At 59.4% G+C, this 26,414-nt stretch carries 20 protein-coding genes, 5 tRNA genes, 1 other RNA gene and 1 pseudogene; 10 read left to right on the top strand and 17 right to left on the bottom strand.

Features of this window, described 5'->3' with window-relative positions:
- Window positions 1-65: 65 nt before the first annotated feature.
- The 5 genes from AC4PR2_RS09195 to ppsR all read right to left on the bottom strand — a co-directional run bounded on the left by AC4PR2_RS09195 (window position 66) and on the right by ppsR (window position 5,291).
- Window positions 66-2,147: a TonB-dependent hemoglobin/transferrin/lactoferrin family receptor gene (locus AC4PR2_RS09195; RefSeq protein WP_492175050.1), complete on the bottom strand. Its 2,082-nt coding sequence runs from the start codon at window positions 2,145-2,147 to the stop codon at window positions 66-68.
- A gap of 94 nt (window positions 2,148-2,241) precedes the next feature.
- A complete protein-coding gene (gene hemP, locus AC4PR2_RS09190; protein WP_043141213.1) occupies window positions 2,242-2,424 on the bottom strand; it encodes a hemin uptake protein HemP in 183 nt (60 codons plus the stop codon).
- A 171-nt stretch (window positions 2,425-2,595) separates the two neighbouring features.
- On the bottom strand, window positions 2,596-3,081 hold the full coding sequence (locus tag AC4PR2_RS09185) for a glutathione peroxidase (protein ID WP_197804187.1): 486 nt from the start codon (window positions 3,079-3,081) through the stop codon (window positions 2,596-2,598).
- A 105-nt stretch (window positions 3,082-3,186) separates the two neighbouring features.
- A complete protein-coding gene (locus AC4PR2_RS09180; RefSeq protein WP_038871025.1) occupies window positions 3,187-4,233 on the bottom strand; it encodes a 3-deoxy-7-phosphoheptulonate synthase in 1,047 nt (348 codons plus the stop codon).
- 197 nt (window positions 4,234-4,430) lie between these two features.
- The gene (ppsR, locus tag AC4PR2_RS09175) at window positions 4,431-5,291 is read right to left on the bottom strand and encodes a posphoenolpyruvate synthetase regulatory kinase/phosphorylase PpsR (protein WP_162215433.1); all 861 of its coding nucleotides are present in this window, start codon (window positions 5,289-5,291) and stop codon (window positions 4,431-4,433) included.
- A 459-nt stretch (window positions 5,292-5,750) separates the two neighbouring features.
- Between ppsR and ppsA the strand changes: the two are divergent.
- Window positions 5,751-8,120, top strand: a pseudogene (gene ppsA, locus AC4PR2_RS09170) (phosphoenolpyruvate synthase); the annotation flags it as partial.
- A gap of 118 nt (window positions 8,121-8,238) precedes the next feature.
- On the opposite strand, the gene rprA reads toward ppsA, so the two are convergent.
- Both rprA and ydiK read right to left on the bottom strand, forming a co-directional pair.
- Window positions 8,239-8,348, bottom strand: an RNA gene (rprA, locus tag AC4PR2_RS09165) — antisense sRNA RprA.
- A gap of 255 nt (window positions 8,349-8,603) precedes the next feature.
- Entirely contained in the window at window positions 8,604-9,704 is a 1,101-nt protein-coding gene (gene ydiK / locus AC4PR2_RS09160; protein WP_049200275.1) for an AI-2E family transporter YdiK, read from the bottom strand.
- Window positions 9,705-9,949: 245 nt separating this feature from the next.
- Between ydiK and ydiJ the strand changes: the two genes are divergently transcribed.
- Complete coding sequence (gene ydiJ / locus AC4PR2_RS09155) at window positions 9,950-13,006, top strand: D-2-hydroxyglutarate dehydrogenase YdiJ (protein WP_492175049.1); 3,057 nt, start codon at window positions 9,950-9,952, stop codon at window positions 13,004-13,006.
- Window positions 13,003-13,419: a 1,4-dihydroxy-2-naphthoyl-CoA hydrolase gene (menI, locus tag AC4PR2_RS09150; protein WP_016927938.1), complete on the top strand. Its 417-nt coding sequence runs from the start codon at window positions 13,003-13,005 to the stop codon at window positions 13,417-13,419. Before ydiJ ends, menI begins: the two co-directional genes overlap by 4 nt.
- 45 nt (window positions 13,420-13,464) lie before the next feature.
- On the opposite strand, the gene AC4PR2_RS09145 is transcribed toward menI, so the two are convergent.
- Entirely contained in the window at window positions 13,465-13,869 is a 405-nt protein-coding gene (locus AC4PR2_RS09145; RefSeq protein ID WP_047727659.1) for a hypothetical protein, read from the bottom strand.
- Between the two features lie 527 nt (window positions 13,870-14,396).
- On the opposite strand from AC4PR2_RS09145, the gene sufA reads away from it, so the two are divergent.
- From sufA to AC4PR2_RS09110, 7 genes are all read left to right on the top strand, one after another.
- Window positions 14,397-14,768, top strand: coding sequence for a Fe-S cluster assembly scaffold SufA (gene sufA, locus AC4PR2_RS09140; protein WP_004931368.1), 372 nt, complete (start codon window positions 14,397-14,399; stop codon window positions 14,766-14,768).
- Between the two features lie 14 nt (window positions 14,769-14,782).
- A complete protein-coding gene (gene sufB, locus AC4PR2_RS09135) occupies window positions 14,783-16,279 on the top strand; it encodes a Fe-S cluster assembly protein SufB (RefSeq protein ID WP_033638360.1) in 1,497 nt (498 codons plus the stop codon).
- 43 nt (window positions 16,280-16,322) lie between these two features.
- Window positions 16,323-17,069: a Fe-S cluster assembly ATPase SufC gene (gene sufC, locus AC4PR2_RS09130; protein ID WP_004931365.1), complete on the top strand. Its 747-nt coding sequence runs from the start codon at window positions 16,323-16,325 to the stop codon at window positions 17,067-17,069.
- A complete protein-coding gene (sufD, locus tag AC4PR2_RS09125; protein ID WP_055317084.1) occupies window positions 17,044-18,330 on the top strand; it encodes a Fe-S cluster assembly protein SufD in 1,287 nt (428 codons plus the stop codon). Before sufC ends, sufD begins: the two co-directional genes overlap by 26 nt.
- Entirely contained in the window at window positions 18,327-19,553 is a 1,227-nt protein-coding gene (sufS, locus tag AC4PR2_RS09120; protein ID WP_087763495.1) for a cysteine desulfurase SufS, read from the top strand. The genes sufD and sufS overlap by 4 nt, the downstream gene beginning before the upstream one ends.
- Before the next feature lie 36 nt (window positions 19,554-19,589).
- Window positions 19,590-20,006, top strand: coding sequence for a cysteine desulfuration protein SufE (gene sufE / locus AC4PR2_RS09115; RefSeq protein ID WP_060440061.1), 417 nt, complete (start codon window positions 19,590-19,592; stop codon window positions 20,004-20,006).
- 297 nt (window positions 20,007-20,303) lie between these two features.
- Window positions 20,304-21,317, top strand: a complete 1,014-nt coding sequence (locus AC4PR2_RS09110) for a L,D-transpeptidase family protein (RefSeq protein WP_197804180.1) — start codon at window positions 20,304-20,306, stop codon at window positions 21,315-21,317.
- Between the two features lie 141 nt (window positions 21,318-21,458).
- On the opposite strand, the gene AC4PR2_RS09105 is transcribed toward AC4PR2_RS09110, so the two are convergent.
- The 9 genes from AC4PR2_RS09105 to AC4PR2_RS09065 form a co-directional block, all read right to left on the bottom strand.
- On the bottom strand, window positions 21,459-21,695 hold the full coding sequence (locus tag AC4PR2_RS09105; RefSeq protein WP_004931354.1) for a major outer membrane lipoprotein: 237 nt from the start codon (window positions 21,693-21,695) through the stop codon (window positions 21,459-21,461).
- A gap of 308 nt (window positions 21,696-22,003) precedes the next feature.
- A complete protein-coding gene (pykF, locus tag AC4PR2_RS09100) occupies window positions 22,004-23,416 on the bottom strand; it encodes a pyruvate kinase PykF (RefSeq protein ID WP_060419184.1) in 1,413 nt (470 codons plus the stop codon).
- 394 nt (window positions 23,417-23,810) lie between these two features.
- Window positions 23,811-24,116 carry a cupin domain-containing protein gene (locus tag AC4PR2_RS09095; RefSeq protein WP_060419183.1) on the bottom strand — a complete coding sequence of 102 codons (306 nt, stop codon included), beginning with the start codon at window positions 24,114-24,116 and terminating at the stop codon, window positions 23,811-23,813.
- Window positions 24,117-24,236: 120 nt separating this feature from the next.
- Window positions 24,237-24,313, bottom strand: a tRNA-Val gene (locus AC4PR2_RS09090).
- A gap of 20 nt (window positions 24,314-24,333) precedes the next feature.
- A tRNA-Val gene (locus AC4PR2_RS09085) sits at window positions 24,334-24,410 on the bottom strand.
- Between the two features lie 20 nt (window positions 24,411-24,430).
- Window positions 24,431-24,507 (bottom strand) — tRNA-Val (locus tag AC4PR2_RS09080).
- Window positions 24,508-24,527: 20 nt separating this feature from the next.
- Window positions 24,528-24,604: transfer RNA gene (locus tag AC4PR2_RS09075), tRNA-Val, on the bottom strand.
- A gap of 20 nt (window positions 24,605-24,624) precedes the next feature.
- A tRNA-Val gene (locus AC4PR2_RS09070) sits at window positions 24,625-24,701 on the bottom strand.
- Between the two features lie 181 nt (window positions 24,702-24,882).
- Entirely contained in the window at window positions 24,883-26,259 is a 1,377-nt protein-coding gene (locus AC4PR2_RS09065; protein ID WP_060419181.1) for an MATE family efflux transporter, read from the bottom strand.
- Between the last annotated feature and the right edge of the window lie 155 nt (window positions 26,260-26,414).

The raw sequence follows: 26,414 nt of genomic DNA, 5'->3' as shown, positions 1-26,414 counted from the left end.
CGGGATTCTCCTGCGCTGTAATGCGAACGGCGGACAACCGGGTTGTCCGCCAGATAGTCAAATGATTACCACTGGTAGCTGACCAGCAGTTTGGCGTTGCGGCCATCCTGCGGGACGCCCTGCGGCGAGTAATATTCTTTGTCGAAAGCGTTGCCCAGCACCACGGTGGTGGTCATGCCCTGCAGCCGATCGCGACCCTTGTAGCTCAGATAGAAGTCGTTGACGCCATAGCCGGCTTGTTCGGCCGTGCCGGTCTCCACGCGCGTCGCGCGTTCGGCGAAGGTGGCGACCCAGCCGGCGGACAGACCGGTTTCGCCCAGCGGCACGTCCAGCGAGCTGGTGACAGTGTCTGGATTGATGCTGCTTAACCAGTCACCGGTCGCTTCATTTTTGCCACGGGTGCGGTTATAAGCCAAATCCCAGCCGAACCACGGTGTTTTATAGCTGAGCGTAGCATCCCATCCCCAGATTTTGGCGCGATCGATATTGGTCGAGAATGTGGTGCAACTGATGCAATAAGGACCTCGCGGACCGCGTCCCAGTTCCATCGTGACATCGGTGGTGATGTAGTCCTTGGCTTTGGTATCGAAATAGCTGGCTTTGAACTGCAGGCTATCATCGGCCAGCATCAAATCATCGAAACGCAGACCAAACCCGTACTCTTGGGTTTCGTTGGGTTCCGGTTTCAAACTCGGGTTAGGCACCCAATAGTTGGTGATGGTGGTTGGCCCCATTGGAATTGAGAAGTGTTTGGAGTCGTTGTACATCTCACCCATCGTCGGCGCGCGGAACGCCTGAGAATAGGAGCCGAACAGCATCAACCAGTCGGTAGGCGTAATGCTGACCGCACCGCGAGAGGACCATTTGTCCGCATCCACATCGGCATAACCGTCGCTTGAGCCCTTGTAATTGTCATAGCGGGTGCCGGCGAGCAGAGTGACAGGCAGATCGCGCAGCGTGATTTCATCTTGCAGCCAGCCTGAAGCGAAATTGATTTTTGCTTGCGGGAAACTTTCGGTAGCGCCGCCCGGCGTTTGTTCCTGTTTGTAAGCCTCGGTGCCGTAGGTCAGCAGGTGAGAGGCGAAAGTATCCGCAAACAGGCGCGTTCGGTTTTCGAGTTTGGCGCCTTTCGTGGTTTGTTTGCGTGCTTCATCTTCGCTGCCATTGGCGTGAGCGTTAATTTTTACGTCTGAATAATACACTTTCGCTTCTGCATCCAGCCAATCTTGGCCGGCCGGTTTCAGTTTGTAACTCAGTGCCGCGTCGCGTTGAATCGTCGAACGATCGGTCATTAAGTTTCCACTGGAGCTGGCTGGAGTTTGCGGGTTTTTCGGCTCCTGGGCGCTGTTGTTGTAGTAACGCAAGTTGCCGCTCAGCGACTGGCTATCGTCGATCTTCCAGGTGCCTTTGGCCAGCACATTGCTGATGGTTTCGTCGTTAGGCGCATCGAAGCCGTTGCCCTGACGAAGATCGCCGACGTCGCGAGTGCCGAACGACAGCAGGCCGTCGAGGTTATCGGTCTTGCCGTAGGCGCTGGCGCCCATGCCCAGGCTGTGATCGCCGGTGCCGGCGGTGCCGTAGACGCGGAACCCGGTATCGTGGCCCGGCAGCAGCAGATCGGCGGCATCGACGGTCTCATAAGACACTACGCCGCCCAACGCGCCGCTGCCGTACAGCAACGCGGAGGGGCCGCGCACGATTTCAATGCGTTTCACTAACGCAGGATCCAAAAATGTGCCGTTAATATGGCCGGTATCGGTCCCCTGGCGGATGCCGTCAACCAACGTCAGCACGCCGCGTCGGTCGTAACCGCGCATCATGAGATCTTGCCCATTGCTGCGCCCGGAACCCGTGACGGTAATGCCCGGCACGCGGCGCAGCATATCGGCGGCCGAGGTGGCGGTCTGGCTTTCCGGCGAGTTGCCTTCGATGACCGTGACCATCATCGGCGCTTCAAAGCTGCTGCGTTGGTTACCGGTGGCGACCACGGTCATGGTCTCGTCGGCGGCTTTGGCTTGTTTAGCCGGCGCCGCGTTGGAAGAGGATGTTGTGCTGGTGTTTTGTGCCAAGGCCACCGTAGGCAGAGCGCAGGCAATCGCCAGACTCAAAGCGGAAAAACGCAGCCGGGTGGAAAATGTCAGAGGCATGGTGCAACTCTCCGTATGTAATAAAACATATCAATAGATTTGCTGGCTGCCTGGATCAAAAGATCGGGGTGGCTGGCGTTTGAGGATTCTGTGGTTATTTGGTCAGGATCAATTTCCCGGCTTTGGTCTGCCGTAGCTGATAGCGCTGGCCCTGATGGGTAATGAACGCGATGCCGTCGGTGCCGAGCAGCTGTGCGCTGTCGTAGCTGGGCGGCGCGTTTGCGCTGTGCTCGGTCGGGGCCGCGGCGGCGGGGGTAGGCGTGTTGGCAGTATCCATCATCATTGTGCTTATAAAACAGACCATTAAATGGTAATTAATATCAAACTGAGAATCATTATCATGTGAAGGAAAGGTTACATCAAGGAAAATTTTCTTACCGATGGAACCTTTTTGTCGAACGGACATCTGGCGGCGGGCCGAGCGCACTCGGCCCGTAAAAAAGGGGCGTTATTTCAGCAGGGTTTCGATGCGGTCAAACAGACGTTCGGGCTTGGTGATCGGCGCAAAGCGCGTGACGCGCTGGCCGTCGGCGGTAAGCAGAAACTTGGTGAAATTCCACTTGATGCGGTGGCTACCCAAAATGCCGGGCGCCAGGCGTTTCAGCTCATTGAACAGCGGGTGCGCGCCGGGGCCGTTAACGTCTATCTTGCTGAACAGCGGGAAACTGACGCCGTAGTTGAGGCTGCAAAAGTTGGCGATCTCCAGCGGGCTGCCCGGCTCCTGAGAACCAAACTGGTTGCAGGGGAAGCCGAGCACCACCAGGCCGCGTTCGCGATAGTATTGCCACAAATTTTCCAGCCCGCGGTATTGCGGGGTGAAGCCGCACTTGCTGGCGGTGTTGACCACCAGATAAGCGCGCGCCGGGAAATCGCCCAGCGTTTTTTGCTCGCCCTGCAGCGTGACGCAGGGGATGGATAACAGAGAGTGAATCATGCCGGGGCTCCAGGTGCGTTTCGGCGGGTGCAAAGAGGTTGCAATCAGTATAGATGAGCGGGGCGGGAGGGATAAAGCCGGGGCGAAGCCCCGGCCTAGGTTGCGTCAGAAACGGCTATCGACCGCATCCGCCAGCATCGCCAGCAGCTGTTCGCTGTCGGACCAGCTCAGGCAAGGATCGGTGATCGACTGGCCATAGGTCAGCGGCTGGCCGGCGACGATTTTCTGCGTGCCTTCCACCAGGAAGCTTTCCGCCATCACGCCGGTGATGGCGGCGGAGCCGGCGCGGATCTGTTGGCAGACGTTGTCGGCCACTTCCAGCTGGCGGCGGTGCATCTTCTGGCAGTTGCCGTGGCTGAAGTCGATCACCAGGTGCTCCGGCAGATCGAACTCGCGCAGGCTGTCGCAGGCGGTAGCGATGTCGCTGGCGTGGTAGTTCGGCGTTTTGCCACCGCGCATGATGATGTGGCCATACGGGTTGCCGCTGGTCTGGTAGATGGTCATCTGGCCATGTTTGTCCGGCGACAGGAACATGTGCCCGGCGCGCGCCGCACGAATGGCGTCGATGGCGATGCGGGTGTTGCCGTCGGTGCCGTTTTTGAAGCCGACCGGGCAGGAGAGCGCCGAGGCCATTTCACGGTGGATCTGGCTTTCGGTGGTGCGTGCGCCGATGGCACCCCAGCTGATGAGATCGGCGATGTATTGGCCGACCACCATGTCCAGGAATTCGGTGGCGGTCGGCAGGCCGAGCTGGTTCACTTCCAGCAGCAGGCGGCGCGCCATTTCGATGCCGCGGTTGACCTGGAAGGTGCCGTCCAGCGCCGGATCGGAGATCAGGCCTTTCCAGCCGACGACGGTGCGCGGTTTTTCGAAGTAGGTGCGCATCACGATTTCCAGACGATCCTGGTAGCGTTCGCGCAGGGCGTTCAGCCGGCCGGCGTAATCGACGGCGGCGTCGAGATCGTGGATGGAGCAGGGGCCGATCACCACCAACAGGCGGCGGTCTTCACCGGTGAGGATTTTTTCAATGCGTTTTCGTGACGCTGTCACGTTATCAGCGACGGCCGCCGAGATCGGCAGCTTGTCTGCCAACGCTTGCGGCGTGACGAGGCTGTCGATGCGCGCGGTCCGCAGTTCATCTGTTTTGTACATGTTGTTCCCTGGAAACTGTTCTTCTCTGCGGCAGGAGTGCCGGGAAGTGATGGCGATCACAATAACGCAAAAAGCGCTGAATTCAACCGTAGAGATTGCGTTCTGTTGATCAAAGCCGCGAAAAAAAGCACAAAAAAATCAGCTGCTGCTGAAATAAACGGCAGGCGGCGGGGCGCGACGGCCCCGCGAGGAAAAGATCAGAACATGCGGCGGCTCATGCCGAGGATATCGAGGATTTTGGTGGAGATCTCTTCGACCGAATAGTTGGTGGTATTGAGATAGCGGATCTGGTTTTTGCGGAACAGCGCCTCGACCTCGGCGATCTCCATGCGGCACTGGCGCAATGAGGCGTAGCGGCTGTTTTCGCGCCGCTCTTCGCGGATCGCCGCCAGGCGCTCCGGATCGATGGTCAGGCCGAATAATTTATGCTGAAACGGTTTCAGCGAAGCCGGCAGGTGCAAATTGTCCATATCGTCGGCGATAAACGGATAGTTGGCGGCGCGGATGCCGAACTGCATCGCCAGATAGAGGCTAGTGGGGGTTTTGCCGCAGCGCGACACGCCGAGCAGGATCACCTGCGCCTGATCGAGGTTGCGCAGCGAAATGCCGTCATCGTGCGCCAGGGTATAGTCGATGGCGGCGATGCGCGCATCATACTTGCCGAGGTTGCTGGCGGTCAGGCCGTGGGTGCGGTTCGGCACCGGCGTCGGTTCTACGTCCAGCTCGCCCTGCAGCGGGCCGACCAGCGCCTGCACGATATCCTGGCAAAAGCCCTGGCTCTGGACGATCACATCTCGCACTTCCGGCGAGATGATGGAGTAAAACACCAGCGGCCGCACGCCGGTTTCATTATAGATATCATCGATTTGTTGGCGAACTGCGCGTGCGCGGGCCTCGGTTTCGACAAACGGCAAGGTGTACGTGGTCGCTGTGACCGGGAACTGCGACAGCACCGCGTGCCCCAGCACTTCGGCGGTGATCGCCGTACCATCCGAAATATAAAAAACGCTTCTTTCCACCCGAGGCTCCTTACCTGAGAACGGTGTTCCTGCTGTCATCACTGCCAATATCATGAGCCGCAGACGATTCGCCGGTAAAGGGGCGAGGGAAAAAATTGTGACGGCGGGGCGGTAAACCGCCTTGCGGCGGCGCGTGAAGAAAAGTGCATTTTGACGACGGTAAAAATCGTGGCGCAGCGACGCTTTTCGATCCGAAACGCAAATTTGCCGCTATTTTCACCAAAAACGGTAGCGTTTGCGTGGTCATTAAAACAGAAGTTTAAAAAGAACGTAATTTGTTGAGAACTAAGCTTTTCGTGCGATTGGGAACGGTTCCCAGGCAAATCAGCCGGTTAGGACATTCTCTTAAAAACCACTTTCTTCAGTGGGTTGATCGATTCACCTTTCCATTTTCCCCAGATCAGTGTGCTAGTCTGATTCGGCTCCGTGTTAGCGGCGCCGTAAAGCAAGCGAATTAAATCCGTCTTTACCCTACTGATAGCAATAAGGATTGTCTCGATGTCCAACAATGGCCCAGACTTGCGTAATGTGCTTTGGTACAACCAGCTTGGCATGCACGACGTTGACCGTGTCGGCGGCAAAAACGCCTCCCTCGGTGAAATGATCACCAATCTTTCCGATTTGGGCGTGGCCGTGCCAAACGGTTTTGCCACCACCGCACAGGCGTTTAACGATTTCCTCGAACAAAGCGGTGTTAACCAGCGCATCTATCAGCTACTGGATCAGACCGACGTTGACGACGTTGCACAACTGGCCAAGGCCGGCGCCCAGATCCGCCAATGGGTGATCGACACGCCGTTCCACGCCGAGTTCGAACGTGAAATTCATCAGGCTTACCAACAGCTCGCCGATGGCGAACCGGAAGCCTCTTTTGCGGTGCGCTCCTCCGCCACGGCGGAAGACATGCCGGACGCGTCCTTTGCCGGCCAGCAGGAAACCTTCCTCAACGTGCAGGGCATCGACGCCGTGATGGTGGCGATCAAGCACGTGTTCGCGTCGCTGTTCAACGACCGCGCCATCTCGTATCGCGTGCATCAGGGCTATGACCACCGCGGCGTGGCGCTGTCGGCGGGTGTACAGCGGATGGTGCGCTCCGATCTGGCCTCCTCGGGCGTGATGTTCACCATCGACACTGAGTCCGGCTTTGATCAGGTGGTATTCATCACCTCCGCCTTCGACCTGGGCGAAATGGTGGTGCAGGGCGCGGTGAACCCGGATGAGTTCTACGTGCACAAACCGACGCTGCAAAACGGCAAGCCGGCGATCGTGCGCCGCAACCTGGGCTCGAAAAAGATCCGCATGGTGTACGCACCGTCGCAGGATCACGGCAAGCAGGTGCGCATCGAAGACGTGCCGGAAGCGCAGCGCAGCCGTTTCTCGCTGACGGATGAAGAAGTGCAGGCGCTGGCGCAGCAGGCGATCCTGATCGAAAAACATTACGGTCGCCCGATGGATATCGAGTGGGCGAAAGACGGCCATACCGGCAAGCTGCTGATCGTGCAGGCACGCCCGGAGACCGTACGCTCCAACGAGCAGACCATGGAGCGCTACCAGCTGAACGGCTCCAGCCCGGTGCTGGTGGAAGGCCGCGCCATCGGCCACCGCATCGGCGCCGGCCCGGTGAAAGTGATCCACGACATCAGCGAAATGGATCGCATCCAGCCGGGCGACGTGTTGGTCACCGACATGACCGACCCGGATTGGGAACCGATCATGAAGAAAGCCGCCGCGATCGTCACCAACCGCGGCGGGCGCACCTGCCACGCGGCGATCATCGCCCGTGAGCTGGGCATTCCGGCGGTGGTGGGCTGTGGCCACGCCACCGACGTGCTGAAAGACGGCCAGAAAGTCACCGTCTCCTGCGCGGAAGGCGACACCGGCTTCGTTTACAGCGATATGCTGGACTTTAGCGTGCAGAGTTCCGAAGTGACCGAGCTGCCGGATCTGCCGCTGAAGATCATGATGAACGTCGGCAACCCGGATCGCGCCTTCGACTTTGCGCGTTTGCCGAATGAAGGCGTGGGCCTGGCGCGGCTGGAATTTATCATCAACCGCATGATCGGCGTGCACCCGCGTGCGCTGCTGGAGTTTGACCAGCAGACGCCGGCGCTGCAAAACGAAATTCGCGCGCTGATGCAGGGTTACGATCATCCGGTCGAGTTCTACGTCGGCCGCCTGACCGAGGGCATCGCGACGCTGGGCGCCGCCTTCTGGCCGAAGCGCGTGATCGTGCGGCTGTCCGACTTCAAATCCAACGAGTACGCCAACCTGGTGGGCGGTGACAAGTATGAACCGCACGAAGAGAACCCGATGCTGGGCTTCCGCGGCGCCGGCCGTTACGTGGCCGACAGCTTCCGCGATTGCTTCGCGCTGGAGTGCGAGGCGGTGAAACGCGTGCGTAACGAAATGGGGCTGACCAACGTCGAAATCATGGTGCCGTTCGTGCGCACCGTGGCGCAGGCGGAAGCGGTGGTGGCCGAGCTGGCGCGTCAGGGGCTGAAGCGCGGCGAAAACGGGCTGAAAGTGATCATGATGTGCGAGATCCCGTCCAATGCGCTGTTGGCGGATCAGTTCCTCGAGCACTTCGACGGCTTCTCTATCGGTTCCAACGACATGACCCAGCTGGCGCTGGGGCTGGATCGCGATTCCGGCGTGGTGTCGGAGCTGTTCGACGAACGCAACGAGGCGGTGAAAGCGCTGCTGTCGATGGCGATTCAGGCGGCCAAGCGCCACGGCAAATACGTCGGCATCTGCGGCCAGGGCCCGTCCGACCACGAAGACTTCGCCGAGTGGCTGATGGAGCAGGGCATCGACAGCCTGTCGCTCAATCCGGACACCGTGGTGCAGACCTGGATCAATTTGTCGAAAAAGAAATACTGTCTCGGCATCGCTAAGGCATTAACGCCAGGCCGCAGTTTACGCTGCGGCCTTTTTATTTCTGAATGTAAATAACGGCGCGTAAAATAATCAATTTGGCGAAAAAAGAATAAAAAAAAGCCCACCGTAGGAGATGGGCAAAGACTACACACAGCAATTCACATGTATGGCATTACATTGTTCAGAAAGGTTGCTTTAAAATCAGTGATTTGAAGCAATAGATGGCCATAATACTAGATTTTTGAACGCGACTAGTCATTAAGAATCATCCTAATCGATAGCGGCATCACATTTTATTTGCGGGCGTTATCTCTTTTTATCGCTTACAACAAACAGGGCTTTACATTGCACCTTTCATTCGCCGAGCCCCAATCAATATAGGGCGGCATTATATTTGACGAAGATATTACTCGAATGAGGTAGGAATAATGATGGGGCGAAATATTCCGCCCGACGATGCGGGCGGAAGTGGGATTAGCGTTTTTCCAGATCTTCGATGACTTGCTCCGGCGTGGTGGTCGGCTCCGGCGCTTCATCCATCCAGGCGGTCAGCAGGCGATAAGACACCGCCAACACCACCGGGCCGATGAACAGGCCAATCATGCCGAAGGCCAGCAAACCGCCGATAACGCCGGACAGGATCAACAGCAGCGGCAGATCGGCACCCATGCGGATCAGCACCGGGCGCAGCACGTTATCCAGCGTGGCTACCACGCAGCTCCAGACCAGCAGCACGGTGCCCCAGGTGGTATCGCCATGCCAGTACAGCCAGATGATGGCCGGCACCAGCACCAACAGCGGCCCCAATTGCGCCACGCAGCAGATAAAGATCAGCATCGTCAACAGGGTGGCGGCCGGAATGCCGCTCACCGCCAGACCGATACCGCCCAGCACCGACTGTACCAGCGCCGTCACCACCACGCCCAGCGCGACAGCGCGGATCGCCTGGCCGCCTAACAGCACCGCCGCATCGCCGCGCGCAGAACCGAGGCGCACCGCAAAGTGGCGGATACCCAGTGCCACCTGCTCGCCGCGTGCATACAGCAATGCGCTGAACAGCAACATCAGCGCGCAGTGCAGCAGCAGACGGCCGATATGCGCCGCCTGCGCCACGAACCAGGTGGCGGTCTGGCCGAAGTACGGCTGCACCTTCGCCAGCAGCGCGGCGCCGCCGGCGTTAACCAGCGTGTGGTAGCTGGTGTAGAGCCTGTCGCCGATCATCGGCACGGACTGCAGCCAGGCGAGGTCGGGAATGTGCAGCTTGCCCGGTGAACTGGCCCAGGCGATCAGCGGCGCGCTGTTATCCACCACGCTGCTGATCAGCAGGGATATTGGCAGAATGAACAGCAGGATCAGCAGCAGGGTCATGACCAACACCGCCAGCGAACGGCGGCCCCACAGCAGTTTTTGCAGTTTGAGCAGCAGCGGCCAGGTGGCGATCACCACCATGCCCGCCCAGGCGAAGCCGAGAATAAACGGTTGGATCACCCAAAAACAGGCGACGATCATGATGGCGATAAACAGCACGCCGAAAATAATTCGCGGTAAGTCGTAACGCGATTGCGGGAGTGGCATCAGTGGCTTCTCATCCTGGTCAATTAAATCCCTGGCACCGGGGAATCGGGGTGCCTGTCGGTCGGTTTCTCACCGCCGGGCGGCCGCCTGTGGCGGCGCTCGCAGGGCGGTAATAATGTGAATGCCTTCACTAAACGAGTATGTTAGTTTTTAGTGTCACTAAAAAATAGGGTGGGTCTGAATTAAAGGCCCGATTCAGCGTACATCAGCGCATAAAAAATAGACGGACAGGGTCAAAAAAGCGAATGATCCCACAGATTTCTCAGGCGCCCGGCCTCGTTCAACGGGGGCTCGACTTTTTGGAAGCACTGAAGCAAAACGGATTCAACGGCGACACCGCCACCAGCTACGCTGACCGGCTGACGATGGCCACCGACAACAGCATCTATCAGCTGTTGCCCGATGCGGTGGTGTTCCCCCGTTCCACCGCCGACGTGGCGCTGATCGCCCGCCTGGCCGGGGAAGAGCGATTCAAGACGCTGACCTTCAGCCCACGCGGCGGCGGCACCGGCACCAACGGCCAGTCGCTCAATACCGGCATTGTGGTCGATATGTCGCGCCATATGAACCGCATTCTGGAGATCAACGTCGAACAGGGCTGGGTAAAAGTCGAAGCCGGGGTGATCAAGGATCAGCTGAATCAATATCTGCGGCCGTTCGGCTACTTCTTCTCGCCGGAACTGTCCACCAGTAACCGCGCCACGCTGGGCGGCATGATCAACACCGACGCCTCCGGCCAGGGCTCGCTGGTGTACGGCAAAACCTCCGATCACGTATTGGGCCTGCGGGCGGTGCTGCTGGGCGGTGAGATGATCGATACCCGCGCCATGCCGACGGCGCTGGCGGAAACGATTGCTCTGGAAGAGACCGCCGAAGGGCGCATCTACCGCACGGTGCTCAACCGCTGCCGCGAGCAGCGTGCGCTGATCCTGGAGAAATTCCCCAAGCTCAACCGCTTCCTCACCGGTTACGATCTGCGCCACGTGCTGAGCGACGATCTGCAAACCTTCGATCTGACGCGCATCCTGACCGGCGCCGAAGGCACGCTGGCGTTTATCACCGAGGCGCGGCTGGACATCACGCCGCTGCCGAAAGTGCGCCGTTTGGTTAACGTAAAATACGACTCCTTCGACTCGGCGCTGCGCAATGCGCCCTTTATGGTCGAAGCCAAGGCGCTGTCGGTGGAAACCATCGATTCCAAGGTGCTGAACCTGGCGCGTGAAGACATCGTTTGGCACTCGGTGAACGAACTGATCGCCGACGTGCCGGATAAAGAGATGCTCGGGCTGAACATCGTCGAGTTCGCCGGCGACGATCGGGCGCTGATCGATGGCCAGATGGAAACCCTGTGCCAACGGCTGGACGAACTGATCGCGCAGCGGCAGGGCGGCGTGATCGGTTACCAAATCTGCGGCGATCTGCCGGGCATCGAGCGCATTTACAACATGCGCAAGAAGGCGGTCGGGCTGCTGGGCAACGCCAAAGGGCGCGCCAAGCCGATTCCGTTCGCCGAGGACACCTGCGTGCCGCCGCAACACCTGGCGGACTATATCGTCGAATTCCGTCAACTGCTCGACGACCACCACCTGAGCTACGGCATGTTCGGCCACGTCGATGCCGGGGTGCTGCACGTGCGCCCGGCGCTCGACATGTGCGACCCGCAGCAGGAGGTGCTGATGAAGCAGATCTCCGATCGGGTGGTGGCGCTGACCGCCAAATACGGCGGCCTGCTGTGGGGGGAGCACGGCAAGGGGTTCCGCGCGGAATACAGCCCTGAGTTCTTCGGCGAAACGTTGTATGAAGAGCTGCGCCGCATCAAGGCGGCATTCGACCCGGATAACCGTCTGAACCCGGGCAAGATCTGTTCGCCGCTGGCGGTGGATGCGCCGATGATGCAGGTGGACGCGGTCAAGCGCGGCACCTTCGATCGCCAGATCCCGGTCGAGGTGCGCACCTCATTCCGCGGCGCGCTGGAGTGTAACGGCAACGGCCTGTGCTTCAACTTCGACGTGCGCAGCCCGATGTGCCCGTCGATGAAGATCAGCGGCAACCGCATTCATTCACCGAAAGGGCGGGCGACGCTGGTGCGCGAGTGGTTGCGTCTGTTGGCCGAGCAGGGCGTCGATCCTTTGGCGCTGGAAAAACAGTTGCCGCAGCAGCGAGTCAGCCTGCGCGGTCTGATCGAAAAGACCCGCAACAGCTGGCACGCGGGCAAGGGCGAGTATGACTTCTCGCACGAAGTGAAAGAGGCGATGTCCGGCTGCCTGGCCTGCAAGGCCTGCTCCACCCAGTGCCCGATCAAGATTGACGTGCCGGGATTCCGTTCGCGCTTCCTGCAGCTCTACCACACCCGCTATCTGCGCCCGGTAAGCGACTACATGGTCGCCGGCGTGGAGAGCTATACCCCGTTGATGGCCCGCGCGCCGAAGGTGTTCAACTTCTTCTTCCGCCAGCCGTGGCTGCGGGAGATGAGCCGCAACGCCATCGGCATGGTCGATCTGCCGCTGCTGTCCAGCCCGACGCTGCGTCAGCAGCTGTCCGGCCACCGCGCGACCACGCTGACGCTGGAGCAGCTGGAAGGGCTAAGCGCCGAGCAGCGCGCAGAACACGTGCTTATCGTTCAGGATCCGTTCACCAGCTATTACGACGCCAAAGTGGTGGCGGACTTTGTCCGCCTGGTGGAGAAGCTCGGCTATCAACCGGTGCTGCTGCCGTTCTCGCCGAACGGCAAGGCGCAGCATGTGAAAGGTTTCCTGACGCGCTTTGCCCGCACCGCGCGCAAAACCGCCGATTTCCTCAACCGTGTGGCGCAGCTCGGCATGCCGCTGGTGGGCGTTGATCCGGCGCTGGTGCTGTGCTACCGCGACGAATACCGCGAGATCCTCGGCGCCGAACGCGGCGATTTCCAGGTGCAGCTGGTGCATGAATGGCTGCAGCAGCGGATTGCGGATCGCGCCGAACAGCCGGCGACCGGCGAGCCGTGGTATCTGTTCGGCCACTGCACCGAAACCACCGCGCTGCCGGCCAGCGGCCAACAGTGGGCGGCGATCTTCGCCCGCTTCGGCGCTAAACTGGAGAACGTCAGCGTCGGCTGCTGCGGCATGGCGGGCACTTACGGCCATGAAGCCAAGAACCTGCAAAACTCGCTCGGCATTTATGAGCTATCATGGCATCCGACGCTGCAGCGTTTGCCGCGGCAGCGCTGCCTGGCGACCGGCTATTCCTGCCGCAGCCAGGTGAAACGCATCGAGGGCAATGGCGTGCGCCACCCATTACAGGCACTTCTGGAGATGATTGAGTGAAATTGTGGAAACGTGAAACATCGCTGGAGCAGCTGAACCGCGCCGGCGACGGCTGCATGGTCAGCCATGTGGGCATCGAGTTTACCCAGCTGGGCGAAGATTTCCTCGAGGCCACTATGCCGGTCGATGGCCGCACCCGGCAGCCGTTCGGGCTGTTGCACGGCGGGGCATCGGTGGTGCTGGCGGAATCGATGGGATCGATGGCCGGCTACCTGTGCAGCGAAGGCGAGCAGAAAGTGGTGGGGCTGGAGATCAACGCCAACCACCTGCGCGCGGTGTTCGATGGCCAGGTGCGCGGGGTGTGTCGCGCACTGCACGTCGGCCGTCGCCATCAGGTGTGGCAAATCGAGATCTTCGACGCGCGCGATCGGCTGTGCTGCACCTCGCGTCTGACCACGGCGGTCATCGACTGATTCCCGCCGGTTTCCGCAGGCGTTCGGCCTGCGGAGCCTTTCGCCTTACAGCTGAAACGGCACGCGTTTGACGAAGTCCTTTTGAAACGCGTTCGCCTTCTCCCAGGTGCCTTCCATTGCATATTTTTGGCAGATCAGCGTCAGCGTGTGGCGGGCGAAGTGGTAGCTTTGCACCCGAAACAGCTGGCAGCGCTGTGGGTTGTTGATCTCGACGATCAGCCGGTTGTGCAGTTTGCTGAGCGCGTGCAGGTAGCTGTCGTCGTCGCCGTTCTCCAGGCACAGATTGGCCATGGTGAGGCTGACGCTGTTGTACCGCTTCAGATGGTCGATATTGCATTCCGGGCGCCGCAGCGCCGCTTCGGCCATATAAAAGTCCACCGTGGCGTCGCGCACGCTGAATTTGTATTCATCAATCTTGCCCAGCAACCATGCGTTGATCGAAAGAGTCATTGGCTTCGCGCTCAAATTCAAATTGAATGATAATCATTATCATATAAACTGCCGCGTTGCCGATCAATCCCGGCGCGGCGTTTTTTTATTGCTCAGGAGGGTAAAAGACCGCCGCCGACCCAACTTAATCCTGAGCGACTAAACTTTAACCTGAGGGCCGCGCGCTTGCGCCGCGCCACGAAATGCCGATAAACGCACATTTACGACAGACAGAATGCAGAAATAGGTATTTTCTATGAATGTTTAGATCGGCAACGCACCGCAGCGCTGTAACGCTGACGGGCCACCGGGGAGTGCGGTACGGTGATGCAGGATAGATAACGAATTCATAGGGATAGCATGCACACCTTGCCGCCTGACGCCGCAAGCCGCCACGGGTGTCCCGTTGGCTTGCCGCGCGCCGCAGCGAAAAACCGCGCTCGCGGCGGATACCCCCGCAAAACAAACGGTTGAAGTGATAATCGTTATCACTAACATATAAGCAACCCAGATTGGCTGTGGCCAAACACGAGTGTGAGGTAGACCCTATGCAAACGGAAAATGTCGGCACTTTTTCTCTGGATGAAAATGTCTGGCAAGGCATTTCGCTCAGCGACAGCGCCGTACGACAAATAACGAAACTGATGCAGCAGGATCCGCAGGTGAAAGGGCTGCAGCTAGGGGTGAAACAATCCGGCTGCGCCGGCTTTGCCTATGTGCTGGATCTGACCCGCGAACCCGCCGATGACGATCTGCTGTTTGAGCGCGACGGCGCCAAACTCTATGTGCCGCTGAAGGCTATGCCGTTCATCGACGGCACCACGGTAGATTATGTCCGCGAAGGGCTGAATCAGATATTCAAATTCAACAACCCTAAAGCTCAGCATGCCTGCGGGTGCGGCGAGAGCTTTGGCGTTTGAGCGATGCAATCAACATGACACGAAGCAATGTAGAAATGCCTAATGAAGTGCAGGCTTGGGTCAGCGAAGGTCGCTACAAAGAAGGTTTCTTCACCCAGCTGGCAACCGATGAGTTGGCCAAAGGCATCAACGAAGAGGTGGTGCGCGCCATCTCGGCCAAGCGCAACGAACCCGAGTGGATGCTGGAATTCCGCCTTGAGGCCTACCGCGCCTGGCTGCAGATGGAAGAGCCGCACTGGCTGAAGGCCAATTACGATCGCCTGAACTACCAGGACTACAGTTACTATTCGGCGCCGTCCTGCGGCAGCTGCGACGATGCCTGCGGTTCGCAACCCGGCGCCGAGCAGCAACCGGGCGCGGCGACGGAAAAAGATTACCTGACCAGCGAAGTGGAGCTGGCGTTCAATCAGCTCGGCGTGCCGGTGCGCGAGGGCAGCGAGGTGGCGGTGGACGCCATCTTCGACTCGGTCTCGGTCGCTACCACTTACCGTGAAAAACTGGCGGAGAGCGGGGTGATCTTCTGCTCGTTCGGCGAAGCGATCCAGGAATACCCGGATCTGGTGCGTCAGTACCTGGGCCGCGTGGTGCCCTCCAACGATAACTTCTTCGCTGCGCTGAACGCCGCGGTGGCCTCCGACGGCACCTTCGTCTATGTGCCGAAAGGCGTGCGCTGCCCGATGGAGCTGTCGACCTATTTCCGTATCAACGCCGCCAAAACCGGCCAGTTCGAGCGCACCATCCTGATCGCCGACGAAGGCAGCTATGTCAGCTACATCGAAGGCTGCTCGGCCCCGGTGCGCGACAGCTACCAGCTGCACGCGGCGGTGGTGGAAGTGATCCTGCATAAAGACGCCGAAGTGAAATACTCGACGGTGCAGAACTGGTTCTCCGGCGGCGAGAGCAAGGGCGGCATCCTCAACTTCGTCACCAAGCGCGCGCTGTGTGAAGGCGCCGGCTCGAAAATGTCCTGGACCCAGTCGGAAACCGGCTCGGCCATCACCTGGAAATACCCGAGCGTGATTTTGCAGGGCGACAATTCGATCGGCGAATTTTTCTCGGTGGCGCTGACCAGCGGCCATCAGCAGGCGGACACCGGCACCAAGATGATCCACATCGGCAAAAACACCAAGTCGACCATCATCGCCAAAGGCATCTCCGCCGGCCACAGCGAGAACACCTATCGCGGCCTGGTGAAAATCCTGCCGGGGGCGGAAAACGCCCGTAACTTTACCCAGTGCGACTCGATGCTGATCGGGCCGGACAGCGGTGCCCACACGTTCCCTTACGTTGAAGCACGCAACAACAGCGCTCAGCTGGAGCACGAAGCCACTACCTCGAAGATCGGCGACGACCAGCTGTTCTACTGCCTGCAGCGCGGCATCAGCGAGGATGACGCCATTTCGATGATCGTCAACGGTTTCTGCAAGGACGTTTTCTCCGAGCTGCCGCTGGAGTTCGCCGTCGAGGCGCAGAAACTTCTGGCCATCAGCCTGGAACACAGCGTGGGTTAATCGCCGCATTTTTAGCGCCGTCGGCGCTATCTGAGGACACAGCATGTTAAGCATCAAGAATTTGAAAGTCAGCGTGGAAGGCAACGAGATCCTCAAGGGATTGGATCTGGAGATCAAACCGGGCGAAGTGCACGCCATCATGGGGCCGAACGGCTCGGGCAAGAGCACGCTGTCCGCCACGCTGGCCGGGCGTGAAGAGTACGAAGTGACCGAAGGGGAAGTCACCTTCAAGGGCAAGGATCTGCTGGAGCTGGATCCGGAAGATCGCGCCGGCGAAGGCGTGTTCCTGGCCTTCCAGTACCCGGTGGAGATCCCTGGCGTCAGCAACCACTTCTTCCTGCAGACGTCGGTCAACGCGGTGCGCAAATACCGCGAGCAGGAGCCGCTTGATCGCTTTGACTTCGCCGATTTCATCGAAGAGAAAATCGCGTTGCTGGATATGCCGGCCGATCTGCTGACCCGTTCGGTCAACGTCGGCTTCTCCGGCGGTGAGAAAAAACGCAACGATATTCTGCAGATGGCGGCGCTGGAGCCGGATCTGTGCATTCTCGATGAAACCGACTCGGGCCTGGACATCGACGCGCTGAAGATCGTCGCCAACGGCGTCAACTCGCTGCGGGACGGCAAGCGCGCCTTTATCATCGTGACCCACTATCAGCGCATTCTGGACTACATCAAACCGGATTACGTACACGTGCTGTCCCAGGGGCGCATCGTTAAATCCGGCGATTTCTCGCTGGTGAAACAGTTGGAGGAGCAGGGCTATGGCTGGCTTACCGACCAACAGTAATTCAAACGCGCTGCAGCAGCTGTATCGCCTGTTCGAAGGCCGCGGCGGCGAGCGTTCGCCGCATGCGCTGGCGCACTGGCAGCAGGCGCTGCGCCTCGGCTGGCCGACGCGCAAGCATGAAAACTGGAAATACACGCCGCTGGAGAGCCTGCTGGAGCAGCAGTTCCTCGATCCGCAGCCCGCGCCGGTGAGCGCAGAGCAGCTTGAGGCGCTGGCGCTCGGCATCGATGCCTGTCGGCTGGTGTTTATCGACGGCCGCTACAGCGCCGCGCTCAGCGATGGCGATCTGGGCGACTACCAGTTCGAGTTGACCGCCTACGGCACGCCGCAGGCGCTGCCGGAGCCGATCCAGCCGGAGATTTTCCTGCACCTGACCGAAAGCCTGGCGCAGGAAACCAGCCTGATTCGTTTGCCGGCCGGCAAGGCCCCGGCCCGCCCGCTGTACCTGCTGCACATCAGCAGCGGACGCGGCGCCACCGGGGAAGTGAACACCGTGCATCATCGTCACCATCTGGAGATCGGGCGCGGCGCCGAGGCGGAAGTGATTGAACACTATGTCAGCCTGGGCGAGGCCGCGCACTTCACCGGCGCGCGCCTGACCGCCAACGTGGCGGACAACGCCGGGCTGTTGCACTGCAAGCTGGCGTTTGAGAGCCAGCCGAGCTACCACTTTGCCCATAACGATCTGGTTATCGGCCGCGACGCGCGGGTGAAAAGCGACAGCTTCCTGTTGGGTGCCGGCCTGACGCGGCACAACACCAGCGCACAGCTGAACGGCGAAGGCGCAAACCTGGTGATCAACAGCCTGGTGCTGCCGGTGGGCAAAGAGATCTGCGATACCCGCACCTATCTGGAGCACAACAAAGGCTATTGCGAAAGCCGCCAGCTGCATAAAACCGTGGTCAGCGATCGCGGCAAGGCGGTGTTCAACGGCATGATCAAAGTGGCCAAGCACGCGATCAAAACCGACGGCCAGATGACCAACCATAACCTGCTGTTGGGTAAGGTGGCGGAAGTGGATACCAAGCCGCAGCTGGAGATTTACGCCGACGACGTCAAATGCAGCCACGGCGCCACCGTGGGGCGTATCGATGAAGAGCAGCTGTTCTATCTGCAGTCGCGCGGCATCGACAAACATGCGGCGCAGCAGATGATTATCTTTGCCTTCGCCGCCGAGCTGACCGAAGGCATCGCCAACGACACCATCCGGGAACGGGTGCTGGCGCGCATCGCCCAGCGCCTGCCGGGGGAGGCTGCATGAGTTATCCGATTGAACGCGTGCGCGGAGATTTTCCGCTGCTGGCGCGTGAGGTGAACGGCCAACCGCTGGCCTATCTCGACAGCGCCGCCAGCGCGCAGAAACCGCAGGCGGTGATCGACCGCGAGCTGGAGTTCTACCGCCACGGTTATGCGGCGGTGCATCGCGGCATCCACACCCTGAGCGCCGAGGCGACTCAGCAGATGGAAGCGGTGCGGGAGCAGGCGGCGCGCTTTATCAACGCCGCCTCGGCGGAAGAGATGGTGTTCGTCAAGGGCACCACCGAAGGCATCAATCTGGTGGCCAACAGCTTTGGCCGCCACCTGCTGCAGCCGGGCGATGCGATTCTCATCACCGAGATGGAGCACCACGCCAACATCGTGCCGTGGCAGATGCTGGCGGAGGAGCGCGGGCTGCAGCTGCGGGTGTGGCCGCTACAGCCGGACGGTACGCTGGATCTGGCGCGGCTGCCGGAACTGGTCGATGCGTCCTGTAAACTGCTGGCGCTGACCGAGGTCTCCAACGTGCTGGGCACCGTCAACCCGGTGCGCGACATTATCGCCCGCGCCAGAGCCCTGGCGCCGAATTTGACGGTGCTGGTGGACGGCGCGCAGGCGGTGATGCACCAGCGCGTCGATGTCCAGGCGCTGGACTGCGATTTTTATGTGTTTTCCGGCCACAAGCTGTACGGTCCTTCCGGCATCGGCATGCTGTATGGCCGCCAGGCGCTGCTGCAGCAGATGCCGCCGTGGGAAGGGGGCGGCTCGATGATCCGCCAGGTCAGCCTGACGGCGGGCACCACCTTCGCCGATCCGCCGTGGCGCTTCGAGGCCGGTTCGCCGAACACCGCCGGCATCATGGGGCTGGGGGCGGCGTTTGATTACGTTGAAGCCCTGGGCCTGAATGCGATCCACGATTATGAACAGTCGCTGATGCACTACGCGCTGAAGGCGCTCAGCCAGGTGCCGACGCTGAAAGTCTATGGCCCGGCCCATCGCGCCGGGGTGATCGCCTTCAATCTGGGGGAACACCATGCCTATGACGTCGGCAGCTTCCTCGATCAGTACGGCATCGCCATTCGCACCGGCCATCACTGCGCCATGCCGCTGATGGCGTTTTATCAGGTGCCGAGCATGTGCCGCGCTTCGCTGGCGTTATATAATACCCGCGAAGAGGTGGACCGGCTGGTGGCCGGGCTGCAACGCATTCATCAGCTATTAGGCTAGGCCGGGGCGCGTCCCCGGCGGTACAAAAGGATCCCCATGGCGAATTTGCCGGACAAAGATAAATTGGTGCGAAATTTCTCCCGCTGTTTGAACTGGGAGGAGAAATACCTGTACGTGATTGAACTCGGCGCCAAATTGCCGCCGCTGGACGAGGCTGAGCGGCAGGCCGGCAACCTGATCTCCGGCTGTCAGAGCCAGGTGTGGATTGTGATGCGCCTCGATGAGCAAGGGCAGGTCGAGTTTCACGGCGACAGCGACGCGGCGATCGTCAAAGGCCTGCTGGCGGTGGTGTTTATTCTGTATCGCCAATTGACGCCGCAGCAGATTGTCGAGCTCGACGTGCGGCCGTTTTTCGCCGAGCTGGCGCTCAGCCAACACCTGACGCCTTCGCGTTCACAGGGGCTGGAGGCGATGATCCGCGCCATTCGCAGTAAAGCCACGCAGCTGGCCTGAGCCTGAACGCCCCCGTTCTTGAGGGCTCATTGATACATTCGTTTTGTCAATGAGCCTTTACAATCCACGCTTTCCCCCCAGATAACATCCCCAATTCAGTGATATTTCAGCAGCTTATCCGTTGACGTTTCGTTGACAATCAACGGCGGTGATTACGTTATAACGTGTTGATTTTTAGAGAACTTATTGCCTTTGATGTCAGCATTGCTAGTATTAATCAGGTATTGTCTGATTTACCCGCCGCCGGGCGCTCGTTAGCCTTGGGGACGAACCGTCATAAAAAATATAGGGATGATAATGAAACGTGCGTTGAGTTTAATGGGCATGGTCTTCGCCACCGTATTGGCCGGCACGCAGGCCGCCAGTGCGACCGAGTACCCGCTGCCGCCGCCGGACAGCCGTCTGATCGGTGAAAACACCACTTATACCGTGCCAAACGACGGCCGTCCGCTGGAGGCGATCGCCGCCGACTACAAGATTGGCCTGCTGGGCATGCTGGAAGCCAACCCTGGCACCGACCCGTTCCTGCCTAAGCCGGGTACGGTGCTGACCATTCCGACCCAAATGCTGCTGCCTGACACCAAGCGTGAAGGGATCATCGTCAACCTGGCCGAGCTGCGCCTTTACTACTATCCGAAAGGCGAGAACAAAGTGATCGTCTATCCGATCGGCATCGGCCAGACCGGGATGCACACGCCGCTGGAAGTGACCTCCGTGAGCCAGAAGATCCCCAACCCGACCTGGACGCCTACCGCCAACATCCGCAAACGCTATCAGTCCCAAGGCGTGACGCTGCCTGCGGTGGTGCCGGCCGGCCCTGAGAACCCGATGGGGCTGTTCGCCCTGCGTCTGGCGATGGGGCGCGGTGAATACCTGATCCACGGCACCAATGCCAACTTCGGGATCGGCATGCGCGTCAGCTCCGGCTGTATTCGTCTGCGTCCGACGGATATCGAAGCGCTGTTCAACCAGGTGCCACGCGGTACGCGGGTGCAGGTGATCAACGATCCGGTGAAGATTTCGGTTGAGCCGGACGGCAAACGCTATGTGGAAGTGCACCAGCCGCTGTCGCGGGTAGAAAGCGACGATCCGCAGACCATGCCGATTGCGTTGTCTAAAGCGGAGAAAGCCTTCGCTGCAGATGGGCAAACCGATCGCGCCGTGTTCGATAGCGCGGTTGTACGCCGTTCTGGCATGCCGGTGCTGGTCAACGTGGGGGAGAACCCGTCTGAGGTGAGTTTAACGCCTGTAGCGGCGCCTGCGGTGAATAAGAGCCCATTCAAGGCAGCGCCAATCAGTTCAGTGAACTAAGTTTGCAGGACTGAGCGGTCGAAGAGGGGTTCAGCGTGCTGAGCCTCTTTTTTTTGTCTGCCGAAGGAGAACCCCCGGGCCGATGAGCAGGCAAAAAAAAACGGCGCACAATGTGCGCCGTTTTCAATAACCAAAGCTAACTTACTTTTTGTAAGCGTGAGCTTGGTTGTCCAGACGCTGGTTAGCGCGTGCTGCGTCGTCTTTAGCCGCTTGAACGTCAGAACGCATTGCGTTCACGTCGTTGCTCAGCTGATCAACTTTAGCGTTCAGAGTCTGAACGTCAGAAGACAGTTGATCGATTTTAGCGTTGCTAGAGCAGCCAGCCAGCAGAGTGGAACCCAGGATTACCGCGCCCAGTACCAGTTTAGTACGATTCATTATAACACCCTCTAGATTGAGTTAATCTCCATGTAGCGTTACAAGTATTACACAAACTTTTTTCGAAAGAGAATAATTTTTTAGTGTTGAGGTGCTTTATTTTGATCGTTCGCTCAAACTTGCATCTGGTTTTACAAATTAGTTAAAAAAACGAGGGAAAACAGCCGGCTTCCATGGGACTACTCCGATTTGTTATTAGCTAAATAATGAGCGGATCGCGGTTGCGTTTTGAGAAAAATAGTTTACTGCCGATAAAAAAAACGCCGCAAAGCGGCGTTTTGAACAAGGTAATTATGTCACGTTTTATATTACAGCACGTGTACCGAGGCGGTGTTGGTAGTGCCGCTCGGCACCAGCGCGCCGGAAACCATCACCACGACGTCGCCTTTCTGCGCCAGGCCGCTGGCCAGCGCGGCTTCTTTACCGATGCGGTAGAAGTCGTCGGTAGAGGCGATTTCCTTGACCATCTGCGGGATAACGCCCTTGCTCAGCACCAGCTGATGCGCGGTGGTTTCATTGGTGGTCAGCGCCAGGATCACCGCGTTCGGGAAGTATTTACGCACGGATTTCGCTGACTTGCCGCCGCTGGTGGCGACGACGATCAGCGGCGCGTCCAGTTTCTCGGCGGTTTCAACCGCACCGCGGCACACCGCTTCGGTGATGCGCAGCTTGCGACGGTCGTTCAGGGTATCGATGCGGCTAGGCATCACGCGATCGGTACGCTCGCAGATGGTGGCCATGATGTTGACCGCTTCCAGCGGGTATTTGCCCTTGGCGCTCTCGCCGGACAGCATGACGGCATCGGTACCGTCCAGGATGGCGTTGGCAACGTCGCCGGCTTCCGCGCGGGTAGGGCGCGGGTTCTTGATCATGGAGTCGAGCATCTGGGTGGCGGTGATCACCACTTTACGCGCGCGGTTGCATTTCTCGATCATCATCTTCTGGGCGAAGATCACTTCTTCGACCGGGATCTCGACGCCCAAGTCGCCACGGGCAACCATGATGCCGTCGGACGCTTCGAGGATCTCGTCGAAATTGTTCAGGCCTTCCTGGTTTTCGATCTTGGAGATGATCTGGATTTGCTCACCACCGTGGGCTTTCAGGTGTTCGCGGATCTCCAGCACGTCGGAGCGCTTGCGGATGAAGGACGCCGCCACGAAGTCGACGCCTTGTTCGCAGCCGAAGATCAGGTCGCGTTTGTCTTTTTCGGCCAGCGCAGGCAGCTGGATGGAAACGCCCGGCAGGTTGACGCCCTTGTTCTCGCCGAGATCGCCGTTGTTCAGCACCTTACAAATGACTTCGTTTTCGGTCACGTTGGTGACTTCCATGCCGATCAGGCCGTCGTCTACCAGCACGGTGTTACCGATCTTCAGGTCGGCGGCGAAGCCGGCGTAGGTGACCGCTACGCGATCGCTGTTGCCGATCACGCTCTGGTCGGTGGTGAAAGTGAAGGTTTGGCCGGCGACCAGCGAGGCGTCTTTACCGCCTTCCAGTTTCATGGTGCGAATTTCCGGGCCTTTGGTATCCAGCAGGATGCCAGCATTGATACCGGTTTTCGCCATCACGGCGCGCATGTTCTTGATGCGGTTGCCGTGCTCTTCATAGTCGCCGTGAGAGAAGTTGAGACGCATCACGTTCATGCCCGCATTGAGCAGGTTGGTCAGCATTTCTTCCGATTCGGTTTTTGGACCGATGGTACAAACAATTTTGGTCTTTTTCATGGCGGAGTTTTCTACAAGTTGTGATGGATAAAAAAACGAATTTGACCGGCGCGGTTTACGCCGGTAGGGAATTTGGGCCGTGCCTGGTGGTGAAAAACATAGTTAAGGATAGGTGACGACAGTTGAAGCGGGGCGGAAAAATTCAGCCCGCGCGGGGGCGCGGGGATGCTGCGCAACGGGGTAAGATCAGATCGTGTTGTTATAGCGTTTTCGCAGATCAAGGGCTGAAACCATTCAACTGATAGACGTTGCGCATTATAAAGGCTAAGCGGTGGGAAACAAAATAAAAAACCGCGGCGGCGCGGCGGATATGTCAAAACGGGGGCAAATGTGGCGCAAATGCAACGCGTTGCGGGCCGCTTGTTGCGCAAATAACCATGCTGTAAATACAGGTTTAACGCGTTTGGGGAATTTCCAGCAGCACGCCGGCGCTCAGGCAGAAGCAGCCGCTGGCGACGTTGGCCGGCAATATCAGGCTCTCGCCGGCCCGTACCACCCGGGTGTCACCGCCGAGGGTAAACTCGAATTCACCGGAGATCACCCGGGTTTGCCGCGCGTGCGGGGGCTTTTGCAGCTGGCCGAAGGCGCCGGCCTCGAAACGCACTTCTGCCGCCGGTGAACCGTCGCTCATCACGCCTTCACGGCGGGCAAGGCCATTGTCGAGCGATAAAAAGGCGGTTTTGGCGGTAAAGGTGGTCATGTGGCGTTCCTGGTGGCTGATGGCGGTAGCACGGCGCGATCGACATAAAAGTCAGGCGGTCGGGCAGAGACGAAACAACGGGAAGTATAACGCGATAGGGGGAGAGATGAATCAGCAATATGGTGCGTCCGAGTGGACTCGAACCACCGACCCCCACCATGTCAAGGTGGTGCTCTAACCAACTGAGCTACGGACGCACTGTACGGCTTCAGGAATTTGGTGCGTCCGAGTGGACTCGAACCACCGACCCCCACCATGTCAAGGTGGTGCTCTAACCAACTGAGCTACGGACGCACTGTACGGCTTCAGGAATTTGGTGCGTCCGAGTGGACTCGAACCACCGACCCCCACCATGTCAAGGTGGTGCTCTAACCAACTGAGCTACGGACGCACTGTACGGCTTCAGGAATTTGGTGCGTCCGAGTGGACTCGAACCACCGACCCCCACCATGTCAAGGTGGTGCTCTAACCAACTGAGCTACGGACGCACTGTACGGCTTCAGGAATTTGGTGCGTCCGAGTGGACTCGAACCACCGACCCCCACCATGTCAAGGTGGTGCTCTAACCAACTGAGCTACGGACGCATCTTTTCCTGTCTGTCATGGCTGACAGCGGGGACGAATATTAACGAGCTACCCGCGTGCTGGCAAGGGGAAAAGCGCAATTTTATTCGGTATTTCACGCGATTGCTGAGGTTGTGCGCAGTCCGGCGTTTTTTTCCGCAAACCGCAGCCCGGCCGGGGATGAAACCGGCCGGGCGCGGGCTCAGCGCGTGGATCGCTGCAGGATGACGGCGGTCGGCTGTTTCTGCAGCCAGCGCATGCGTAGCGCCATCATGATGGCGGCGAAGGTCAGGCCGATGATAAAGCCGATCCAGAAACCGCTTGGCCCCATTGCCGGCACCACCACATCGGTTAACGCCAGCAGATAGCCGCTCGGCAGGCCCAACACCCAATAAGCGATGAAGGTGATAAAGAAGATCGCGCGGGTGTCTTTATAACCACGCAGCACGCCACTGCCGATCACCTGGACAGAATCCGAGATTTGGTACAGCGCCGCCAGCAGCATCAGCTGCGACGCCATCGCCACCACCGCCGGGCTGTCGTTGTACAGCAGGGCGATCGGTTCGCGGAAGGTGGCGGTAAACAGCGCGGTGCAGACGGCCATGGTGATGCCGACGCCGATGGCGGAGTAGGCGGCGACACGGGCGCCTTCAACCGAACCTTCCCCCAGACGGTAACCGACGCGGATGGTGGCGCCGACGCCCAGCGACAGCGGCAGCACGAACATCAGCGCGCTGAAGTTAAGCGCGATCTGGTGGCCGGCGACCGCAACGATCCCCAGCGGCGAAACCAGCAGCGCCACCACGGCGAACAGCGTGACTTCGAAGAACAGCGCCAGCGCCACGGGCATGCCGATGCCGATCAGGCGCTTCAGCGCCGCCCAGTCTGGGCCGCCGAGATCGCCTGCCTGGCGTTTGATGTCGCGCTGCGAGGGCGCGCGCTTCACGTACCAGCGCATCATCAGGAACATGATCCAGTAGACGCTGCCGGTGGCGACGCCACAGCCGACGCCACCCAGCTCCGGCATGCCGAACTTGCCGTAGATGAAGATGTAGTTGATCGGGATATTCACCAGCAGGCCGAGGAAGCCGATCACCATGCCGGGCTTGGTTTTGGACAGGCCTTCGCACTGGTTGCGCATCACCTGGAAGAACAGGTAACCCGGCGCTCCCCACATGATGGCGTGCAGATAACCGACGGCTTTATCCGCCAGCTGCGGGTCGATGTTGTGCATCATGTCGATGACGAACTTGCAGTTATACAGCACCACGATCAGCAGCACGGACACGCCGGAAGCCAGCCAAAAACCCTGGCGCACCTGGTGAGCGATGCGATCGCGCCGCCCGGCGCCGTTAAGCTGGGCGATAACCGGGGTCAGCGCCAGCAGCAGGCCGTGGCCGAACAGGATGGCCGGCAGCCAGATTGAAGTGCCGACCGCAACCGCCGCCATGTCGGTGGCGCTGTAGGCGCCGGCCATGATGGTATCCACCACGCCCATGGCGGTTTGCGATATTTGCGCGATGATGACCGGGATAGCGAGAGCCAATAAACTACGCGCTTCAATTAAGTACTTCTGCACGCATACACCTTTCTATTTATATATGTGGGAGGGAGGGCTGCCGCGAGAGGACAACAATTAAAATAGCGGAATTTTGTCAAAAATATTGTACCTGCTCGGCGTCGTTAAGCAAACGCCGCAGATAAATAGTTATTAAATGCGCAGGCCCGCGTTTT

Source organism: Serratia sp. A07 (assembly GCF_058725505.1).
The sequence above is the reverse complement of the archived record's forward strand: the minus strand, read 5'-3'. Positions and strand labels throughout refer to the sequence as shown.